Annotated in this window: 19 protein-coding genes; 13 read left to right on the top strand and 6 right to left on the bottom strand. The window is 53.9% G+C overall.

The genetic code is table 11. The features are described 5' to 3' along the window. Positions 1-431: 431 nt before the first annotated feature. Positions 432-1,124: a YetF domain-containing protein gene (locus F3I20_RS09300; RefSeq protein ID WP_150012377.1), complete on the top strand. Its 693-nt coding sequence runs from the start codon at positions 432-434 to the stop codon at positions 1,122-1,124. Between the two features lie 139 nt (positions 1,125-1,263). Next, complete coding sequence (locus F3I20_RS09305; RefSeq protein ID WP_150037241.1) at positions 1,264-1,470, top strand: hypothetical protein; 207 nt, start codon at positions 1,264-1,266, stop codon at positions 1,468-1,470. Positions 1,471-1,525: 55 nt separating this feature from the next. Here the strand turns inward: F3I20_RS09305 and F3I20_RS09310 are convergent, their stop codons facing one another. Continuing rightward, positions 1,526-2,719, bottom strand: a complete 1,194-nt coding sequence (locus F3I20_RS09310) for a zinc-dependent alcohol dehydrogenase (protein ID WP_150037240.1) — start codon at positions 2,717-2,719, stop codon at positions 1,526-1,528. A gap of 150 nt (positions 2,720-2,869) precedes the next feature. After that, a complete protein-coding gene (locus F3I20_RS09315) occupies positions 2,870-3,460 on the bottom strand; it encodes a hypothetical protein (protein ID WP_150037239.1) in 591 nt (196 codons plus the stop codon). Between the two features lie 365 nt (positions 3,461-3,825). On the opposite strand from F3I20_RS09315, the gene F3I20_RS09320 reads away from it, so the two are divergent. The 4 genes from F3I20_RS09320 to F3I20_RS09335 all read left to right on the top strand — a co-directional run bounded on the left by F3I20_RS09320 (position 3,826) and on the right by F3I20_RS09335 (position 8,146). After that, a complete protein-coding gene (locus F3I20_RS09320; RefSeq protein ID WP_150012369.1) occupies positions 3,826-5,112 on the top strand; it encodes an HAAAP family serine/threonine permease in 1,287 nt (428 codons plus the stop codon). 221 nt (positions 5,113-5,333) lie between these two features. Beyond that, complete coding sequence (locus tag F3I20_RS09325; protein ID WP_150037238.1) at positions 5,334-6,431, top strand: ABC transporter substrate-binding protein; 1,098 nt, start codon at positions 5,334-5,336, stop codon at positions 6,429-6,431. A gap of 279 nt (positions 6,432-6,710) precedes the next feature. Beyond that, positions 6,711-7,193: an RcnB family protein gene (locus tag F3I20_RS09330; RefSeq protein ID WP_013357080.1), complete on the top strand. Its 483-nt coding sequence runs from the start codon at positions 6,711-6,713 to the stop codon at positions 7,191-7,193. 116 nt (positions 7,194-7,309) lie between these two features. Beyond that, on the top strand, positions 7,310-8,146 hold the full coding sequence (locus F3I20_RS09335) for a Cof-type HAD-IIB family hydrolase (RefSeq protein WP_150037301.1): 837 nt from the start codon (positions 7,310-7,312) through the stop codon (positions 8,144-8,146). A 72-nt stretch (positions 8,147-8,218) separates the two neighbouring features. On the opposite strand, the gene F3I20_RS09340 is transcribed toward F3I20_RS09335, so the two are convergent. Further along, positions 8,219-9,367 carry an iron-containing alcohol dehydrogenase gene (locus tag F3I20_RS09340; protein WP_150037237.1) on the bottom strand — a complete coding sequence of 383 codons (1,149 nt, stop codon included), beginning with the start codon at positions 9,365-9,367 and terminating at the stop codon, positions 8,219-8,221. A gap of 291 nt (positions 9,368-9,658) precedes the next feature. Here F3I20_RS09340 and gntT point away from each other — a divergent pair, with 291 nt between their 5' ends. Further along, the gene (gene gntT, locus F3I20_RS09345; RefSeq protein WP_150037236.1) at positions 9,659-10,975 is read left to right on the top strand and encodes a gluconate transporter; all 1,317 of its coding nucleotides are present in this window, start codon (positions 9,659-9,661) and stop codon (positions 10,973-10,975) included. A gap of 173 nt (positions 10,976-11,148) precedes the next feature. On the opposite strand, the gene F3I20_RS09350 is transcribed toward gntT, so the two are convergent. Then, entirely contained in the window at positions 11,149-11,394 is a 246-nt protein-coding gene (locus F3I20_RS09350) for a hypothetical protein (protein WP_150012361.1), read from the bottom strand. 257 nt (positions 11,395-11,651) lie between these two features. Here F3I20_RS09350 and F3I20_RS24590 point away from each other — a divergent pair, with 257 nt between their 5' ends. From F3I20_RS24590 to tatE, 6 genes are all read left to right on the top strand, one after another. Next, positions 11,652-11,735 carry a small membrane protein YohP gene (locus tag F3I20_RS24590; protein WP_019105993.1) on the top strand — a complete coding sequence of 28 codons (84 nt, stop codon included), beginning with the start codon at positions 11,652-11,654 and terminating at the stop codon, positions 11,733-11,735. A gap of 964 nt (positions 11,736-12,699) precedes the next feature. Further along, the gene (gene cspE / locus F3I20_RS09360; protein ID WP_006118399.1) at positions 12,700-12,909 is read left to right on the top strand and encodes a transcription antiterminator/RNA stability regulator CspE; all 210 of its coding nucleotides are present in this window, start codon (positions 12,700-12,702) and stop codon (positions 12,907-12,909) included. Between the two features lie 227 nt (positions 12,910-13,136). Continuing rightward, entirely contained in the window at positions 13,137-13,568 is a 432-nt protein-coding gene (locus F3I20_RS09365; RefSeq protein ID WP_150037235.1) for a GNAT family N-acetyltransferase, read from the top strand. A 264-nt stretch (positions 13,569-13,832) separates the two neighbouring features. After that, entirely contained in the window at positions 13,833-14,009 is a 177-nt protein-coding gene (locus tag F3I20_RS23925; RefSeq protein ID WP_190286159.1) for a hypothetical protein, read from the top strand. A gap of 46 nt (positions 14,010-14,055) precedes the next feature. Next, complete coding sequence (locus F3I20_RS09370) at positions 14,056-14,844, top strand: deaminated glutathione amidase (RefSeq protein ID WP_150012429.1); 789 nt, start codon at positions 14,056-14,058, stop codon at positions 14,842-14,844. A 133-nt stretch (positions 14,845-14,977) separates the two neighbouring features. Beyond that, positions 14,978-15,181 (top strand): twin-arginine translocase subunit TatE, encoded by a 204-nt coding sequence (tatE, locus tag F3I20_RS09375; RefSeq protein ID WP_003854033.1) that lies wholly within the window; start codon positions 14,978-14,980, stop codon positions 15,179-15,181. 109 nt (positions 15,182-15,290) lie between these two features. Here tatE and lipA read toward each other — a convergent pair whose 3' ends face one another. Further along, entirely contained in the window at positions 15,291-16,256 is a 966-nt protein-coding gene (gene lipA / locus F3I20_RS09380) for a lipoyl synthase (protein ID WP_150012355.1), read from the bottom strand. A gap of 169 nt (positions 16,257-16,425) precedes the next feature. Continuing rightward, complete coding sequence (gene lipB, locus F3I20_RS09385; protein ID WP_150012353.1) at positions 16,426-17,085, bottom strand: lipoyl(octanoyl) transferase LipB; 660 nt, start codon at positions 17,083-17,085, stop codon at positions 16,426-16,428. Positions 17,086-17,114 lie beyond the last annotated feature (29 nt).

Genomic DNA, 17,114 nt, shown 5'->3' on the forward strand with positions numbered 1-17,114 from the left:
GATACGTGAGATAGCAGAACTCTACGTGCGGCGCTATCGGCAGGAAAAAGAGTGGCTTCTCTGAATGTTAACGGATTTTGCGGAAGCCTTACTGGAAAGTATAGGTAAGGAACGGTTCTTCGCAAATTATTGAAGTGAAAAGGAAAAAGCGCAGCGGTAAAAGCCATCCATTCAGAAACAGGAATTTTTCACTTTTGTTTATGCTGTTGGGTTGATAAGCGAGGCGTGAAGAGAGTCAGCGCTATTTTCAGCTTTGTTAACCTTTTCCTCAACATGCAGAGCAGACAGACTTACCCGTTTTAGCGTTACTGCTTCGCTTGCCTTTTAACGGGCTGGCGACAAGATTTACTTATTGCTGGCCTGAATCTGCAGGCTATTAACGGGCGGCCGGTTAAGCGGCGCGCCCCTTAAAACAGGATGTTTAACCGACTATGTTCTCATTCGACTGGCACCGCTTCTTACTTAACGACCAACCGGCCACCTTTTTGTTTGAAGTGGTCGCGCGGGTTCTGATCGCTTATCTGGTGGTTTTTACTTTTCTGAAAGTGTCAGGACGCCGCGGCGTGCGTCAGCTGTCGCTGTTCGAACTGGTGGTGATTCTGACGCTGGGTTCCGCGTCCGGTGACGTTACGTTTTACGACGATGTCCCGGTGCTGCCGGTGATTATGGTGTTTGTGGTATTGCTGGCGCTCTACCGCCTGACCACCTGGCTGACGTCACACAGCCCGCGCTTTTCACGGCTGATTCAGGGCGACGTCATTACCCTGATTAAGGATGGCCTGTATGTGCTGGAAAGTCTGGATCAGCTGAATATTTCCGAAGATGAGTTCTATATGGAGTTGCGTCAGAGCGGCGTAGAGCATCTGGGACAAATCCGGCTGGCGCTGGTGGAGGTGGATGGTCAGCTCAGCCTCTATTTTTACGATGATGACGAGATGCGCGCCGGGTTAAGCGTGCTGCCGCCGGAGCACCGACAGGATTACAGCACTGTGCCAGTCGGCGCGCTTTACGCCTGCACCCATTGTGGCCAGACGCAGAGGATTGAGGCGGAGCAACAGGCCGTCTGCCCGCGCTGTCAGCGACAGCGCTGGTCTGCGGCGCTAAGCGTACGTCGGCTGCATTAGTGGTGTCAGAACATCGGGCTAAACCGCGCTTAAACCCGTCGCAGCTTGTTCCCGCTCTCCACATAACTTTGCCTGTTACTGACAGAAAATGAAAACCCGTCGGGCAGCATAGCGACACCGTTACCAGAGAGGTGTGCGTATGAAAGTGAGGGCGGCCAGTGCATTACTGTTTTTACTGTTATCGTTTGGTGCATTTTCACAACAGGTGATCAGCGAAAGTCATCCCCATTCACGCAGTGCGCGACTGCTGGAGCAGGGGAGTCAGATCGATACGGCGGACTCGCCGGATGAACATTTGCTGGAGAGGCGGGAGTGGCGAAGCAGTCTGCAGCGCAAGCCGTATTAAAATGCGATCCCCGGCAGCGAGCTCTGCCGGGGATCCGGTAGTGAGTTTCAGACCATTAAATGGTGGTCTGCGTGGCGGCCATGCCAGGCACCAGAATCACCTTGCGGCACTCCTCTTCGCGTTTGGCAAAAATATCGTAGCCGCGTGCGGCATCTTCCAGCGGCAGATGATGGGTCACAATCTCTTCCGGCGTCAGATGCCCCTGCTCAATCAGCTTCAGCAGATCGGGCAGATAGGCATGCACATGCGTCTGTCCCATTTTAAAGGTCAGCCCTTTGTCGAAGGCATCACCAAACAGGAAGCCATGAATGAATCCGGCGTAGACGCCAGGTACGCTGACGATACCGCCACGCCGCACCGCAGCAATACACTGACGCAACGCTTTGCCACTGCTGCCTTCCAGCTTGAGATTGGTGAGCACGGTTTCAGTCAGGCTGCCTTTCGCCTCGAACCCGACGGCATCAATCACCGCATCCACACCGCGATTGCCGGTGCTGTGCTCGATAATCCAGCCGGCCGGGTCATCGATCTCATCGAAATTAATCGGGATGACGCCATAGCGATCGCGGGCAAAGTTTAAGCGGTAGTTGTTGTGGTCAATCATGTAGATCTGTTCGGCACCCTGCTGTCGGGCGCAGGCGGCACTGAGCAGACCCACCGGTCCGGCACCGAAAATCGCCAGGCTGGAGCCAGGTTTAACGTCGGCATTTTTGACCGCCTGCCACGCCGTAGGCAGAATGTCCGACAGGAACAGCACTTTCTCATCTGACAGTACCGACGGCACTTTAAACGGGCCGGTATTGGCTTTCGGCACCCTGACATATTCCGCCTGGCCGCCCGGCACACCGCCATAGAGCTTACTGAAACCAAACAGCGCCGCGGGCGGCGTGATGTTCTTACGATTCAGAATAGCGCCCCGTCCGCTGTTGGTATTTTCGCAGGCGGCATACTGGCTCAGCAGGCAGAAAAAGCAGTCGCCACAGGCGATCACAAACGGAATGACTACCCGATCGCCTTTGGCGACGGCAGTCACTGCGCTGCCCGCCTCAACCACTTCGCCCATAAACTCATGACCAAAAATATCGCCATGCCCGGTGCCGGGAATTTTGCCGCGGTAAAGGTGCAGGTCTGAACCACAAATGGCGGTAGCGGTCACGCGCAGGATAATGTCATCGGCCGCTTCCAGACCCGGGTCGGGCACGTTATCCACGCTGACTTTATGCGGGCCATGATACGTTAATGCTTTCATCTGTTGATCTCCTGCTGACGAGGGAAGGGCAGCCAGACCAGAAAGTATGGCTGCCTGCGAGGAAGACTCAGGGAATCTGAAATCGAAACCTGCCTGAAGTGTAGTAATCCTTTGAAGAGTAAGCAGAGCGGTGCCAGAGGCAGGGCGGTTTCAGACCGGCGGGTTGGGTAACTGCATCTGAGCTGTGGTGGCGTTGACGGGCAATGCATCCGGTTGCCAGCCGGTAAGATCGGCCAGCGCGCGCCGGTAAGCGGTATCGATTTGCGCCGGCACCTGTTCAATGTAGTGAAACGCGTGCTCACGTGTTTCCCCGGTAAGTTTCTGCAGGTAATATCGCGCGTCATCCAGCGTGGGTATCCGGCCTTCGACACGCGCCATGCGGGCAGGGAGATCGGTCCAGATCAGACCTTCAATGCCTTTGGCCTGCGCCCACGTTGCCAGCGGTCCGGCTGAGCTTTCAGTCACCGTCATCATGCCGACGCCATCGACGCGGCTGTCCGGTATCCCCTCCCGAATGCGCAACGCGCGGCAGGCGCTCTCCAGAGAGGCGGTGTTCAGCCAGGCCCAGAACACCGGCACCGGGCAGGCGTTGAGACAGATTGCCGTAGAGAGTTCCCCGCCGTCAGCGATGCGCACAAACTCAATGGGTACGGCAGGACCATCATGATGCCACTGACTGGCCACCGGCAGTGCACCAGGTTTCCAGATTAACGATCCCCATCCCAGACAGGCAATTTTCATTCTTTTCTCCTGTGTACCTGTCGGCGTAATCGCGACAGCGTCAGTTAAAGCGTAGTCCGTTACGCTTAATCGTTACAGGGATCACCTTTTCAGGGGCAGTAAAACGGGCGCGAAAATGGCATGATCGCCGCGCAGTCACTTTGCACACCCTGACGGTTTTTTCAGCAATCCATGCGTGTTTGTCTTCGCGGCTTGAACTTTTATCGTCAGGTAGTGTAAAAAGTGGCGCACGCAATCGATTACCTATATGCGCGGGTGGATCACTTTTACGCTTCACCGATCCGTCTGCAGCTGAGGCTGAGCGGGGCATACGTTTACCTGCCTGACGGCTCAGGTTACTGGCGGCTTTTAACACGGACTATCTGATGAAAACCACGCAAACTGGCACGCTGGGCGCGCTTGAGAGTGACGTTGATACGGGATGGCGTAAAACTGACACGATGTGGATGCTGGGTTTATACGGCACCGCAATTGGAGCCGGTGTGCTGTTCCTGCCCATCAATGCCGGTGTCGGCGGGCTGATCCCGCTGATCATTATGGCGGTGCTGGCCTTTCCGCTGACCTTCTTCGCGCACCGCGCCCTGACGCGTTTTGTCCTTTCCGGTAAAAATCCGGCGGGTGATATTACCGAGGTGGTCGAGGAGCATTTCGGCGTCGGCGCGGGTAAGCTGATTACGCTGCTCTATTTCTTCGCGATTTACCCGATTCTGCTGATGTACAGCGTGGCGATTACCAACACGGTTGAGAGCCTGATGGTGAATCAGCTCGGCCTGGTGCCGCCGCCGCGTGTGCTGCTGTCGCTGCTGCTGATTGTCGGACTGATGACCATTGTACGCTTTGGCGAAAAGATGATCGTCAAAGCGATGAGCGTGCTGGTCTATCCGTTTGTGGCGGTTTTGATGCTGATGGCCTGCTACCTGATCCCGCACTGGCACGGCGCTGCACTCTCCACTCTGAACGTTCAGCCTGCGGGCAGCAGTCTCTGGATGACGCTGTGGCTGGCGATACCGGTTATGGTCTTTTCGTTTAACCACTCACCGATCATCTCCTCGTTTGCACTGGCGAAGCGCGAAGAGTATGGCGACGCCGCTGAGAAAAAATGTTCGCGCATTCTGGCCTGCTCGCACCTGATGATGGTGGTGACGGTGATGTTCTTTGTCTTCAGCTGCGTGCTGAGCCTGTCGCCTGACGATCTGCACGCTGCCAAGGCGCAGAACATTACCATTCTCTCCTATCTGGCGAACCATTTTCAGGTGCCGATGATTGCCTGGCTCGGGCCGCTGATTGCCATTGTGGCGATCACCAAATCGTTCCTCGGCCACTATCTGGGGGCGCGTGAAGGATTTAACGGTATGGTCAACAAGGCGCTGCGAAGTCGCGGTAAAACTATCGCGCCCGCCAGACTGAATCGCCTGACGTCACTCTTTATGTTGCTCACCACCTGGCTGGTGGCAACACTGGACCCGAATATTCTCGGCATGATTGAGACGCTGGGCGGGCCGGTGATTGCGATGATCCTGTTCCTGATGCCGATGTATGCCATCCAGAAGGTACCTGCGATGCGGAAATACAGTGGTCACATCAGTAACCTGTTTGTGGTGCTGACAGGTCTGATTGCTATTTCCGCGATTTTCTATTCGCTGGTGAAGTAACCGATCACTCAACAGGCGCTTCTCAGCGGTATTGAGAGGCGCCTGCTGTTCTGCCCGCTACCCGTCATTTTCTCCGTATATCGCCTCCCTGTTTTAGCCAGCCGCCGCACAGTAACTCCTCTCTGTCAGACGCATCTCGTCAGCAATATTTACATTTGTTACTTTTTCACATGGTAGAGTTAACGCGAATAATTATTATTCCTTTAAAGGACAGGAGAAAAATGAAAATCGGGATTGTTGCTGCCACCACGCTGTTACTGTCAACCGCCTGCGCGGCGACCACCTATCCGGTCACGGTGACCGACATGGATGGTCAGAAAATTACGCTGCAAAAGGAGCCGCAGCATGTGATTTTGCAGGACGGACGCGACGTGATGGCGCTGGCCTTGCTGGATCGACAGAACCCGTTCCAGCGGGTCGTTGCCTGGAATAATCTGCCGAAAAAGCAGGATACCCAGACCTGGAATCTGCTGAAGCAGCGCTGGCCGCAGGTGGCATCGATTGTGGATATGGGCTTTAACGATCAGGGGCAGGTCAATCTGGAGAGCGTACTGGCGAAGCAGCCCGATCTGATGATTGCGCAGCTGCGCGCTAAACCGGCACTGACGCAGTCGGGCGTGCTGGCTACCCTGAAAAATCTGCATATTCCGGTGCTGTTCCTGGATGATGAGCTTCACCCCAAAGAGAACACCCTGAAGAGTGTGAAAGTGCTGGGTACCGTTCTGAATCGCGAAACCGAAGCGAAAGCCTACGCTGATTTTTATCAGCAGCGCTGGCAGATGATTCAGCAAAAAATTGCGCAGGTGTCGCACAAGCCGACGGTGTTTATTGAACCGATTGCCGGTAACAGCGACAACTGCTGTTTTACCCATGGTCATAACGGCTGGGGCGCGCTGGTGGAAGCGGTCGGCGGGAAAAATATTGGCTCAGCGCTGCTGCCCGGTAGCTCAGGTTTTGTTTCGCTGGAGAAGATTATTGCTATGAAGCCGGACGTGTACATCATGACCGGCTCGAAACGTCCGAACAGTAACGTACTGCCGTTTGGTTACGGTGCCAGTCAGACCGATGTGGCCGCCACTTTTAATCGCCTGCAAAGCCGTACTGGCCTGGAGCAGATCGAACCGGTGAAACAGAAACGGGTCTATGGCGTTTATCACCATTTTTATAATCACCCATATAACATCATCGGTATGGAAATTCTGGCAAAAGACCTCTATCCGGAACTGTTTCGCGATCTGGATCCGACGGCCGATTTTCACCACATCGTAAAACAATTCACGGGATTGCCGGATGCGCCAGTGATCCTCAGCACACCATAACCGGGTAAAGTGTCGGGGGGCATTTCAGCAGCCTGACTTTGAATCGATTTTAACGGGCAGCCTGATGCGTGATGCTCAGGCCGTGCGGGCTGCCCGGTTAACGTCTGGATTGCGTCAGAAAAGTTGCAGAGATATGAGCCGTGTTAAGAAAGCGCTAAGCAAGCGTAATACTGTGTAAGTTACCGGATTTTAAGACTTTTAGAGATGCCTCCCGCCAGAATTATTGCCATGATGCCGATCAACGGTGCCTGAACAGCCGTTATTTTCGGAGGCAGTATCATGAAAAAAACAACATTAACGCTTATCGCTTCACTTTTAACCTGCAGCACGCTCTTCTCTCAGGTTTCACTGGCAGACGATCATGATGACGGTCAGCGTAAGCCGGTGCCGCATCAGAACAGTGATAAACGCCCTGACAATCGCGGCCCCGATCAGAATCGAGACCGCGGCAACAATCGCCATGATGATAAAAAGCCTCACGACATGGGCAATAATCGGCATGATGAAGATAACAACCATCGTGGCAGAGAATCCCGCAATGACCGTGACCATTTCGCCTGGCAGGGCCACGATTTCCGTCGCGGCCATCCTGTCCCGCAGGAATATCGCGGCGACCATTATCGCGTAGCCGACTGGCATGAACGCGGTCTGCGTGAACCGCCGCGCGGTTATCACTGGGCAAACATCGACGGCAACTATGTGCTGATTGCTGCCGCGACCGGTGTGATTACCGCGCTGGTGCTGAACAGCGCCCTGAACTGATTCTAACCTGAACCGATCAACAGGGATGGCTGCGGCCATCTCTGTTTCTTTCCGTTTTGCTGCGCCAGCGGCTATCCTGAGACTCCACGCTGAAATTTCCTGTGTAAGGAGTCATGATGACGATGGTTAAGATGGTTGCGGTAGATATGGATGGCACGTTTCTGGACGATAACAAGCAGTACAATCGAGCCCGCTTTCTCGCCTGCTATCAGCAACTCACTGCCCGCGATATCAAATTTGTTGTGGCCAGCGGCAATCAGTATTACCAGCTCAAATCTTTCTTCCCGGAGATCGCCAGCACTATCGCCTTTGTGGCGGAAAACGGCGCATGGATCATTGACCGTGATGAGGAGCTGTTTTGCGGTGCCTTTGAACGTCGCGACGTTGAAGCGGTAATCAGCACCCTGCAAAACGGCGACTATCCTGGCCTGCGTTATCTGCTGTGTGGCCGTAACAGCGCGTATTACTTCGACGGCATGGAAGAGCGCTGGCTGAAGAAGATGCGCCACTATTGCCACCGGCTGAAGCCGATTCATCAACTGGATGACGTGCAGGATGACCGGCTGTTTAAGTTCGCGCTGAATCTCTCTGACGACTACATTGAGCCACTGATGGCGGATATTGAGCGACTGCACCAGGGACGCGTGGCCGCGACGTCAAGCGGTCATGGATCGGTGGATCTGATCGTACCAGGAAATCACAAAGCGCACGGTCTGGATCTGCTGGCAAAACGCTGGGGGATCACGCACGACCAGGTGCTGGCCTTTGGCGATGGCGGTAACGACCTGGAGATGCTGAAACAGTCCCGCTTCAGTTTTGCCATGGACAATGCGCCGCAGCGGGTGAAGCAGGCGGCACGTTTTGCCGCGCCGTCTAATAATGAGCAGGGCGTGTTGCAGGTGATTGAGCAGATGCTGGCAGGCGAGGGACCTTTTGCCGCCCCGCAGGCTTAGTCGCCAGGCGCTGATACTAAACCTGCCAGGCTGGCAGGTCAGTGAAGGAGGCGAAGGATGCCAGCGCGTTGATCACGCGGTGATCTGCCAGGCCTGCGCAATCATTGTCTGCATCTGTTCGCGGCTGTAATTCACCAGCGAATTTTTACTGTTGGCACGCGCCAGGATCCACTCCACCTCAGTGCGGCTCAGCGACGGGCCATTCTGCCAGAATGGCGTGATGGCCTGCTGTTGCAGCCACTGCTTCAGAAACTGTGCCGGTGAATCTGTGGATTCGCTGAAGAGCTGTGGGTGCAGCTCCGCCATCAGCGTACGCTGTAGCGGCTGCTGGCTGTCAGACAACAGATCCAGGAACGGAAACAGCAGGCGTCCGCACACTTCACCGTGATGGAACGGTTTAATCGCGCCAAGTTCCCCGGCAATACCGTGGATCACCCCCAGCCCCGCACTGCTGAGACTGACGCCCCCAAGCCACGATGCCATCATCATTGCTTCACGTGCCGCGTCACCCACCGCATCCTCGCGGTTGAGTGCAGGCCAGGCCTTGATAAACTGACGCAGGCCGGCCAGCGCGAGCTGGCGGGTGAAGAGGTTGCCTTTGCCCGAGAGATACGCTTCAAACAGATGGGTAAAAGCATCAATGCCGCAGGTCGCCAGCACGTGATCAGGTGCGCTTTTCAGCAAATCCGGATCGAGAATCGCCACCTCCGGCACAAAGACCGGGTGGCGCAGCGACGCTTTGATCTGAATATCCTGCTGGTCGGTTAATACCGCATTTTGCGTGACTTCGCTGCCGGTCCCGGCAGTCGTCGGGACCGCAATCAGCGGCAGCGTGATGGGCTGAACTGCGGTATCACCCACCTTTTCCAGATAACGGGCGGTGGGCAGCGGGTGTTGAATCATGGCACTAAAGGCTTTTGCCGCATCCAGCACGCTGCCTCCGCCAATCGCTAACACCCGATCAACATGACCGCGCCAGCGGGCAACCCAGCCATCGATCTCAGCGGGCGAAGCTTCATGGCTGACAATCTCATAGCCGAGGATGTGATCGTTGAGTTCAGCTTTTATCCGGGCATAGGCCTCCCCCTGCAGGAAAGAGTGTCCGCAAAACAGCAGGGTAGGTTGTGACCGGGCGGCCAGCAGCGGCACCAGTTTATCCAGACTGCCGCGGCCAAAGAGGGTTCGTTGATTACTGTACAGCTCACTCAGGTTCTCACTCACCAGCGCATCCTTTTTACATTTCGCTAAAATCTGAGTGTAACGAAAAGCGTGGCGTCAGCATGGGCAAACTTTCTGATAACACGATGGCAAAAAGTTGATCATCTTCGCAAAACAGAAATTCACCGTCGGCGGGGTGGTGCTTTAATGCGGATGTTACCCTTAACATGTTATCGGTAACAGCGTTTGTCGGTATGTGTAAACATCTTACAGCGCACTGTTTCGCAGCCCTCAGGGGATCATGATAATAAACCGACACTGAATACCCTTCAGTGCGCAAGGTGGAGAAAACCTATGCCATTACTCTATGTGGCGATCGGCGTCGCGTTACTGCTGCTGCTGATGATTCGCTTTAAGCTTAATGGATTTATCGCGCTGATCCTGGTGGCGCTGGCGGTCGGTGTGATGCAGGGCATGCCGGTTAATAAAGTCATTACCTCAATCAAAGCGGGCGTGGGTGGCACGCTTGGCAGCCTCGCGCTGATCATGGGCTTTGGTGCCATGCTCGGTAAGTTGCTGGCCGACTGCGGCGGTGCGCAGCGTATTGCCACCACCCTGATTGAAAAATTCGGCACAAAGCATATTCAGTGGGCGCTGGTGCTGACCGGTTTTATCGTCGGCTTCGCGCTGTTCTACGAAGTTGGCTTTGTCCTGATGCTGCCGCTGGTGTTCAGCGTGGCGGCGTCGGCGCGTGTACCGCTGCTCTATGTCGGGGTACCGATGGCGGCGGCTCTTTCTGTGACGCACGGTTTTCTTCCGCCACACCCCGGCCCGACGGCTATTGCCACGCTGTTTAATGCTGACATGGGTAAAACACTGCTGTTCGGTACGCTGCTGGGTATTCCGACGGTGATTCTGGCGGGTCCGGTTTATGCCCGTTTCCTGAAAAACATCGACAAACCGATTCCGCAGGGGCTTTATAACCCAAAAACCTTTACTGAAGCGGAAATGCCCGGGTTTGGCGTTAGCGTCTGGACGGCACTGGTGCCAGTGGTACTGATGGCGCTGCGTGCCGTGGCGGAGATGCTGTTGCCTAAAGGCCACGTTCTGCTGCCCTATGCGGAGTTCTTTGGCGACCCGGTAATGGCAACGCTGATTGCGGTACTGATTGCGATCTTCACCTTTGGTCTGAATCGCGGTCGCACGATGGAGCAGGTGATGGACACCCTGACCGACTCGATCAAAATCATCGCCATGATGCTGCTGATTATCGGCGGTGGCGGTGCCTTTAAACAGGTGCTGGTGGACAGCGGCGTGGATAAATATATCGCCAGCATGATGCACTCTACACAGCTTTCACCCATCTTTATGGCCTGGTCGATTGCTGCCGTACTGCGTATCGCCCTGGGGTCTGCCACGGTAGCGGCGATTACCGCCGGGGGCATCGTGGCGCCGTTGATTGTTACTAGTGGTGCCAGCCCGGAACTGATGGTGATCGCTGTAGGGTCCGGCAGCGTGATCTTCTCGCACGTTAATGACCCCGGCTTCTGGCTTTTCAAAGAGTATTTCAACCTGACGATTGGTGAAACCATTCGCTCCTGGTCGGCGCTGGAGACCATTATTTCGGTCTGTGGTCTGGTGGGTTGTCTGCTGCTCTCCTGGATGATTTAACCTCTGGCCGCTGGCAGGCTTGCCAGCGGCACTCCGCTTTTGCTTCTCTCCTGCCCGTTTCGTTGTTGATCGCGGGCAGCTTCTTTGGCCGGTTTATTCGGCTCGTAACCACGACGATAAAAAGGGCCGCAAAGCGCGGCCCACAGGTCTGTAACAGCGTAAATCTGGCCCCTTTAATGAGGCGGTTCAAATCCGGCTTTGACCATCTGTTCCCGCAGTGCACGCGCAATTTCACGGTTGCCGCCGGTGACCGGATAGATAACGTTGTTTACCACATCATCAAGGTAGTGCTCTTCAAACTCCTGCATCGTGAGTTGAGTGCCGCCTTCATCGTTGATGGCGAAAGAACCTTTGATGTGGTTACCGCTGTTTTTTGCCTTGAGGCTGTAGCGGCCCATGCTGGTATTAATCGTGCTCATAAGATCTCCTCGCGACTCATTTTCAATCTCATCACTACTAAGGCCTGCCTTGCCGCCTAAATTTTAGCCAGGAGTGGTCTGTAAAACGAAGAAAGAGGGCCGGTAAAAAGTAGTGTTGCGATCGTTATCTCAGAACATAAATAAAAGCGAAATCTGCTGAACTTATGAGCAGTTGAATCCTGAGTGACGCGGCGGGACAATTTTTTCTGTCTATACTGCTTACAGGAAACATGTTTAATCAGTGAGGGGAAAAGGAAATGAAAATTATTCTGTGGATTATCGCGATCATATTTATCGTGGGCTTGCTGACCCTGACAGGGGTGTTCAAACTGATTTTCTGATGTCATAACTTTGTTAAAGCTTCAGCGACAGCGGGCACCTAATCAGGTGCCCGAGCTGTTTTCTGGCTTGCTAACAAATAGTGGCTGATGGGATCCATCGGCGTATTCGGCAGCAGGTCCTGCGAGCCCAGCTGTTTTTTACAGCATGCGCAGCAGGCACCATGAAAGTTGCGCTTACCCTCCCGATAATCAGTGAAAACGAACCGTGCGCTTCCACATTGGCTACAGCGTATCTTCATCACCATTCTGCGTCTCATCCTCCTTTTTAATGCGTCCTGACGAATGCCTGCCTCTGACCGGTTAAGCAGAATTTATCTATTGCGGCGCACTATTATTCCGGACCGCGATGAGAAACTTAGTTTCTTATGACACCGATTGTTTGTTGCCAAATGCGAATTTAGCCACCAAAAAGCACTTCGTTGATCTTGCTCAATGTTTCTTTGCTGTTGGCTAAAATATCGGCGAGTATCCCAGTATGGCTAGGATTAGTGGCACTCAACGCTTCTCCGGGCATGATTAAAAGCAGGAACTGCGCTCAGATATTTAATCATTTTTGCTCGTTTAATGAGCACTTGTGCCACAGTGACTGCGAGAACCCTTAAAAACGGGTCTGGCAGAGATAAACGCTGTCCTGATGAAGAAAAAAAAATTGCTTTTTTACTTCTGTCGCCTTCGTTAAGAAGAGGAATACGTCTTAATAAGATTTTTCTTTTTAATGTGAGTACGGTAGAACGCTTAAATAAAAAGGTGCGACTTTCCAGCGGGTTAGCGTACAGCGCAGGTCATGGAGCTGTTAGCTGTTAACGGACGATTCGCAAGCCCGGAAGCAGGAAAGTGTGATGGATGTACGTAAAGTCGATATTTATCACTTTTTCATCAAATCGTACTGGACAAATCCCTCCGCAATTGCTGTACTAGACCCCGACACAGTTTAGTGTCCATTTTTCATGTAAAGGTAATATAGATGTCTAAGATCAAAGGTAACGTTAAGTGGTTTAATGAATCTAAAGGATTCGGTTTCATTACTCCTGAAGATGGCAGCAAAGATGTATTCGTACATTTCTCTGCAATCCAGAGCAACGGCTTCAAAACTCTGGCTGAAGGTCAGCGCGTAGAGTTTGAAATCACCGACGGCGCTAAAGGCCCATCTGCTGCTAACGTTATCAGTCTGTAAGTTAACAGTCAGAATTCTAAAAACCCGCCTGATGGCGGGTTTTTTTATGGCTGTAATCTGCGCTTCATCCCTTTCATCATAATCTTCTGTATCTTCCCTGTGCGGCACAAACTGCGCGGCGATTTACAAAAAATTCCCGTAACTTATTTATAACAACCCGACATGCAGCTTTTTAGCATGTAACGCTATATAACTAAGCGACAGAATCCGGTGAGTGAGGAGGCAGGATGAAGATACGTCAGGCAGAGTTAAAAGACAGTTTTGCGTTGAGTGCCCTGTTAAGCGAGCTAGGCTACGGCGGTACCGAAAGCTTCATTGAACAGCGCCTGGCGCAGTTATGCAGCGATCCCACTGAAGCACTGCTGGTGGCTGAACATGGCAGCCAGGTGCTGGGTTTCCTTTCCCTCCATTTTATCCCTCAGCTTGCCCTGGCCGGTGATTTTGCCCGCATCAGCTATTTCTGCATTGCAGAAGGTGAGCGCAGTAAAGGCGTCGGCCAGCAGCTGCTTCAGCACGCTGAAACGCTGGCAGCGCGTCGTGGCTGCGACCGTATGGAAGTCCATTGCCATCAGTCACGTCTTAAGGCGAATCAGTTCTACGCCCGTGAGGGTTATGCTGAATCTCCCTGTTATCTCATCAAAGCGCTTCGGGCGGATTAACTTCCGGCCAGAGGAGCGACCCGCGCTTCGGCCATTTTCTCCCGCTGTGCCTTCCTGAGGCTGGCGACAGAAATGATACGGACCAGTGTATCCTGTGCCTGTCAGCATTTTCTGCTTTCACGCTGGCAGCCAGATAGCAGAAACAGTTGCCAGCGTGGCTACACCCTGTGGCGGGCCGCAGGCTCTGCAATCTTGTGGCAATCTGCCTAAGGTAAAGTCGTGCACAGCCCGCCAGTAGCGTTAAGCTGAGGTGAGCGAACATCCATGCAGAGACCGATACGCGAAAAACAGGACGATACGATGCCGTGGCTGGCTAAGGATTTGTGGTGCATGACGCAGGAATGTCTGCTCTGCTGGCAGGAGAGTGGTTTTAGCGCCAATGTGAAGATGACGGCTCACGCAGGATACGGGCACTATCAGCAGGGGCTGATCCACCAATAACTGACGCCGGAAGTGATATTACTGACGCAGCAGGAGAAGAGAAATGATGAAAGTGGCGTTGGGGCAATTTGCAGTGAGCCGTGAATGGCAGGAAAATGCTGATACTTGTCTGGACTTAATGCAGCGGGCGGCAGAAGGAGGCGCGGATTTGCTGGTGCTGCCGGAAGCCGTGCTGGCGCGCGATAATGCCGATCCCGATTTAGTGGTGAAGGCGGCGCAGCCACTGGATGGCCCTTTCATCAGCCAGTTGCTGGCCGCCAGTGAGCACAATGCGCTGACCACCATGATGAGCGTTCATGTTCCCGCTGAGCAGCATAAAGCGCTCAACGTGCTGGTGGCTATCCACAAGGGTAAAATCATCGCCGCCTATGAAAAACTGCATCTGTACGATGCCTTTGCGATGCAGGAGTCACAGCGGGTTAATCCGGGCCACGTCATTCCGCCGCTGATTGAAGTCGCAGGAATGAGAGTCGGATTAATGACCTGCTATGACGTGCGCTTCCCGGAGCTGGCGCGTCGGCTGGCGCTGGATGGTGCGCAAGTGCTGGTGCTCCCAGCCGCCTGGGTGAAAGGTCCGCTTAAAGAGATGCACTGGGAGCTGTTGACCCGCGCCCGTGCGCTGGAGAACACCTGTTATATGGTGGCGGTGGGCGAGTGTGGCCCACGCAATATTGGTCATAGTCTGGTCGTCGATCCACTGGGCGTGGCAGTGGCAAATGCGGCTGAGTCTCCGGCACTGCTGTTTGCCGATCTTGATCCTGAGCGAATCGCCTATGCCCGCCGGGTATTACCGGTTCTTGCAAACCGGCGTTTTGAACGGCCTGAGCTGAAGTGATTGCCTGAACCGGGAAGCGACCGCGTATGCACTCTATTAAAGATCTTACTCTGTTACAGATTCCAGTTGTCGTCACAGGCAAACTGCGCGTAAATAACAGTCACCGTGATTCAATAAAGTCGAAAGGTTAAATATGGAAGGTATCAGTATTGCCAAGCTGCTGATTATCGGTGCGCTTATCGTACTGCTTTTTGGTACCAACAAGTTGCGCTCACTGGGCGGCGATCTGGGCTCTGCAATCAAAGGCTTCAAAAAAGCCATGAAAGATGAAGATACCAGCGCAACCCGAACGACAGCGGAAGATGTGCCAGCAGAACGCGTCGTTCATAAAGATTAATCGGTTATTTGCTGCAAATAACTGTTACTTTTTATTTCAGGCGCATAAAAAAACCAGGCTGTTTCCAGTCTGGTTTTTTGTTTTCACTCTTCTGAACGTCAAGGCGTACTTATTTCACTTCTTCGCCTTTAGCCTGCATATCCGCATGATAGGAAGAGCGGACAAACGGACCGCACGCGGCATGGGTAAAGCCCATCGCCATCGCTTCTGCTTTCATCTCATCGAATTCGGCCGGGCTGACGTAGCGCTGAACTGGCAGGTGGTGGCGGCTCGGCTGCAGATACTGGCCCAGCGTCAGCATGGTGACGCCATGGCGACGCAGATCACGCATCACCTCAACGATTTCGGCATTGGTTTCCCCCAGGCCCACCATCAGACCCGATTTGGTCGGAACATCAGGATGTGCTTCTTTGAAACGCTCCAGCAGCTTCAGTGACCACTCGTAGTTCGCGCCCGGACGCACCTGACGGTAAACGCGCGGTACGTTTTCCAGGTTGTGGTTAAACACATCGGGTGGCGTCGCGGTGAGAATCTCCAGCGCGCGATCCATACGGCCCCGGAAGTCCGGCACCAGCGTTTCAATTTTAATGGCAGGATTTTTTTCGCGAATGGCGCTTATGCAGTCGGCAAAGTGCTGCGCGCCGCCATCACGCAAATCATCCCGGTCCACCGAGGTGATCACCACGTAGCGCAGGCCCATATCGGCAATCGTCTGTGCCAGTTTCGCAGGTTCGTTAGCATCAGGCGCATTAGGACGGCCATGAGCCACATCGCAGAACGGACAACGACGGGTGCAGATTGCGCCAAGAATCATAAAGGTGGCGGTGCCGTGGTTAAAGCATTCGGCGAGGTTAGGGCAGGACGCCTCTTCACAGACCGAGTGCAGCCCGTTTTTGCGCATCGCAGCTTTGATACCCTGAATACGACTGGAGTCGGCTGGCAGCTTGATTTTCATCCATTCCGGCTTACGCAACATCTCCTGCCGTTCAACAGCCACGGTTTTCACCGGGATCAGCGCCATTTTGTCTGCGTCACGATATTTGACGCCGCGTTCCATCTGAATTGGTTTACTCATAAATCAGCAGGTTCCGGTCGGATTGCGATTTGAAAGCGTTCCCACTCAAACCGGGAAAGGGGCTTTCAACTTTATTTGAAAAAAGTGCAAAAATTATATCATCTCATCGTCTGCGAAGCAGCCATAGTCAGCGTTGAAAAGTTACATATTTGTAAATTGGCATTCTGCGTTAACGCTTAACAGGGAGATCGCCTGCGATCCATTCAACATTTTCATAACCTGACAGCCGCGCAAAGGCGCTGACCAGCGGGGAACGCACCTGCTCTGTGGTCACGTCGGGCTGAAAATGTTTCAGCTGGGTCATACTCATCCCGGCGTAACCACAGGGATTGATACGCAGAAAAGGAGATAAATCCATGGCAACATTCAGCGCCAGACCGTGAAACGAGCAGCCTTTGCGAATGCGTAATCCCAGCGAACAGATCTTCTCTTCACCGACATAGACGCCGGGTGCATCTGCGCGGGCGCGGGCGCTGACGCCGAACTCTGCCAGCGTGGCGATCACCGTCTCTTCCAGAATAGTCACCAGCTGGCGTACGCCGAGCTTACGGCGTTTTACATCAATCAGAACGTACATCACCTGTTGTCCCGGCCCGTGATAGGTGACCTGACCGCCACGATCGCTCTGCACCACCGGAATATCGCCTGGCATCAGAAGATGTTCTGCTTTTCCCGCCTGACCCTGAGTAAAGACCGGAGGATGTTCGACCAGCCAGATTTCATCACGACTCTGGTCGTCGCGCTGGTCAGTATAATGGTGCATGGCGTCGGAGACAGGTTGCCAGTCACGCAGACCGGACTGACGGACAAAGAGGGTTTCAACTGACAAAGCGATAGCCCGCTAAAGGAAAAAACGCT

It is taken from the genome of Candidatus Pantoea gossypiicola (genome assembly GCF_008632075.1).
GTDB lineage: Bacteria > Pseudomonadota > Gammaproteobacteria > Enterobacterales > Enterobacteriaceae > Pantoea > Pantoea gossypiicola.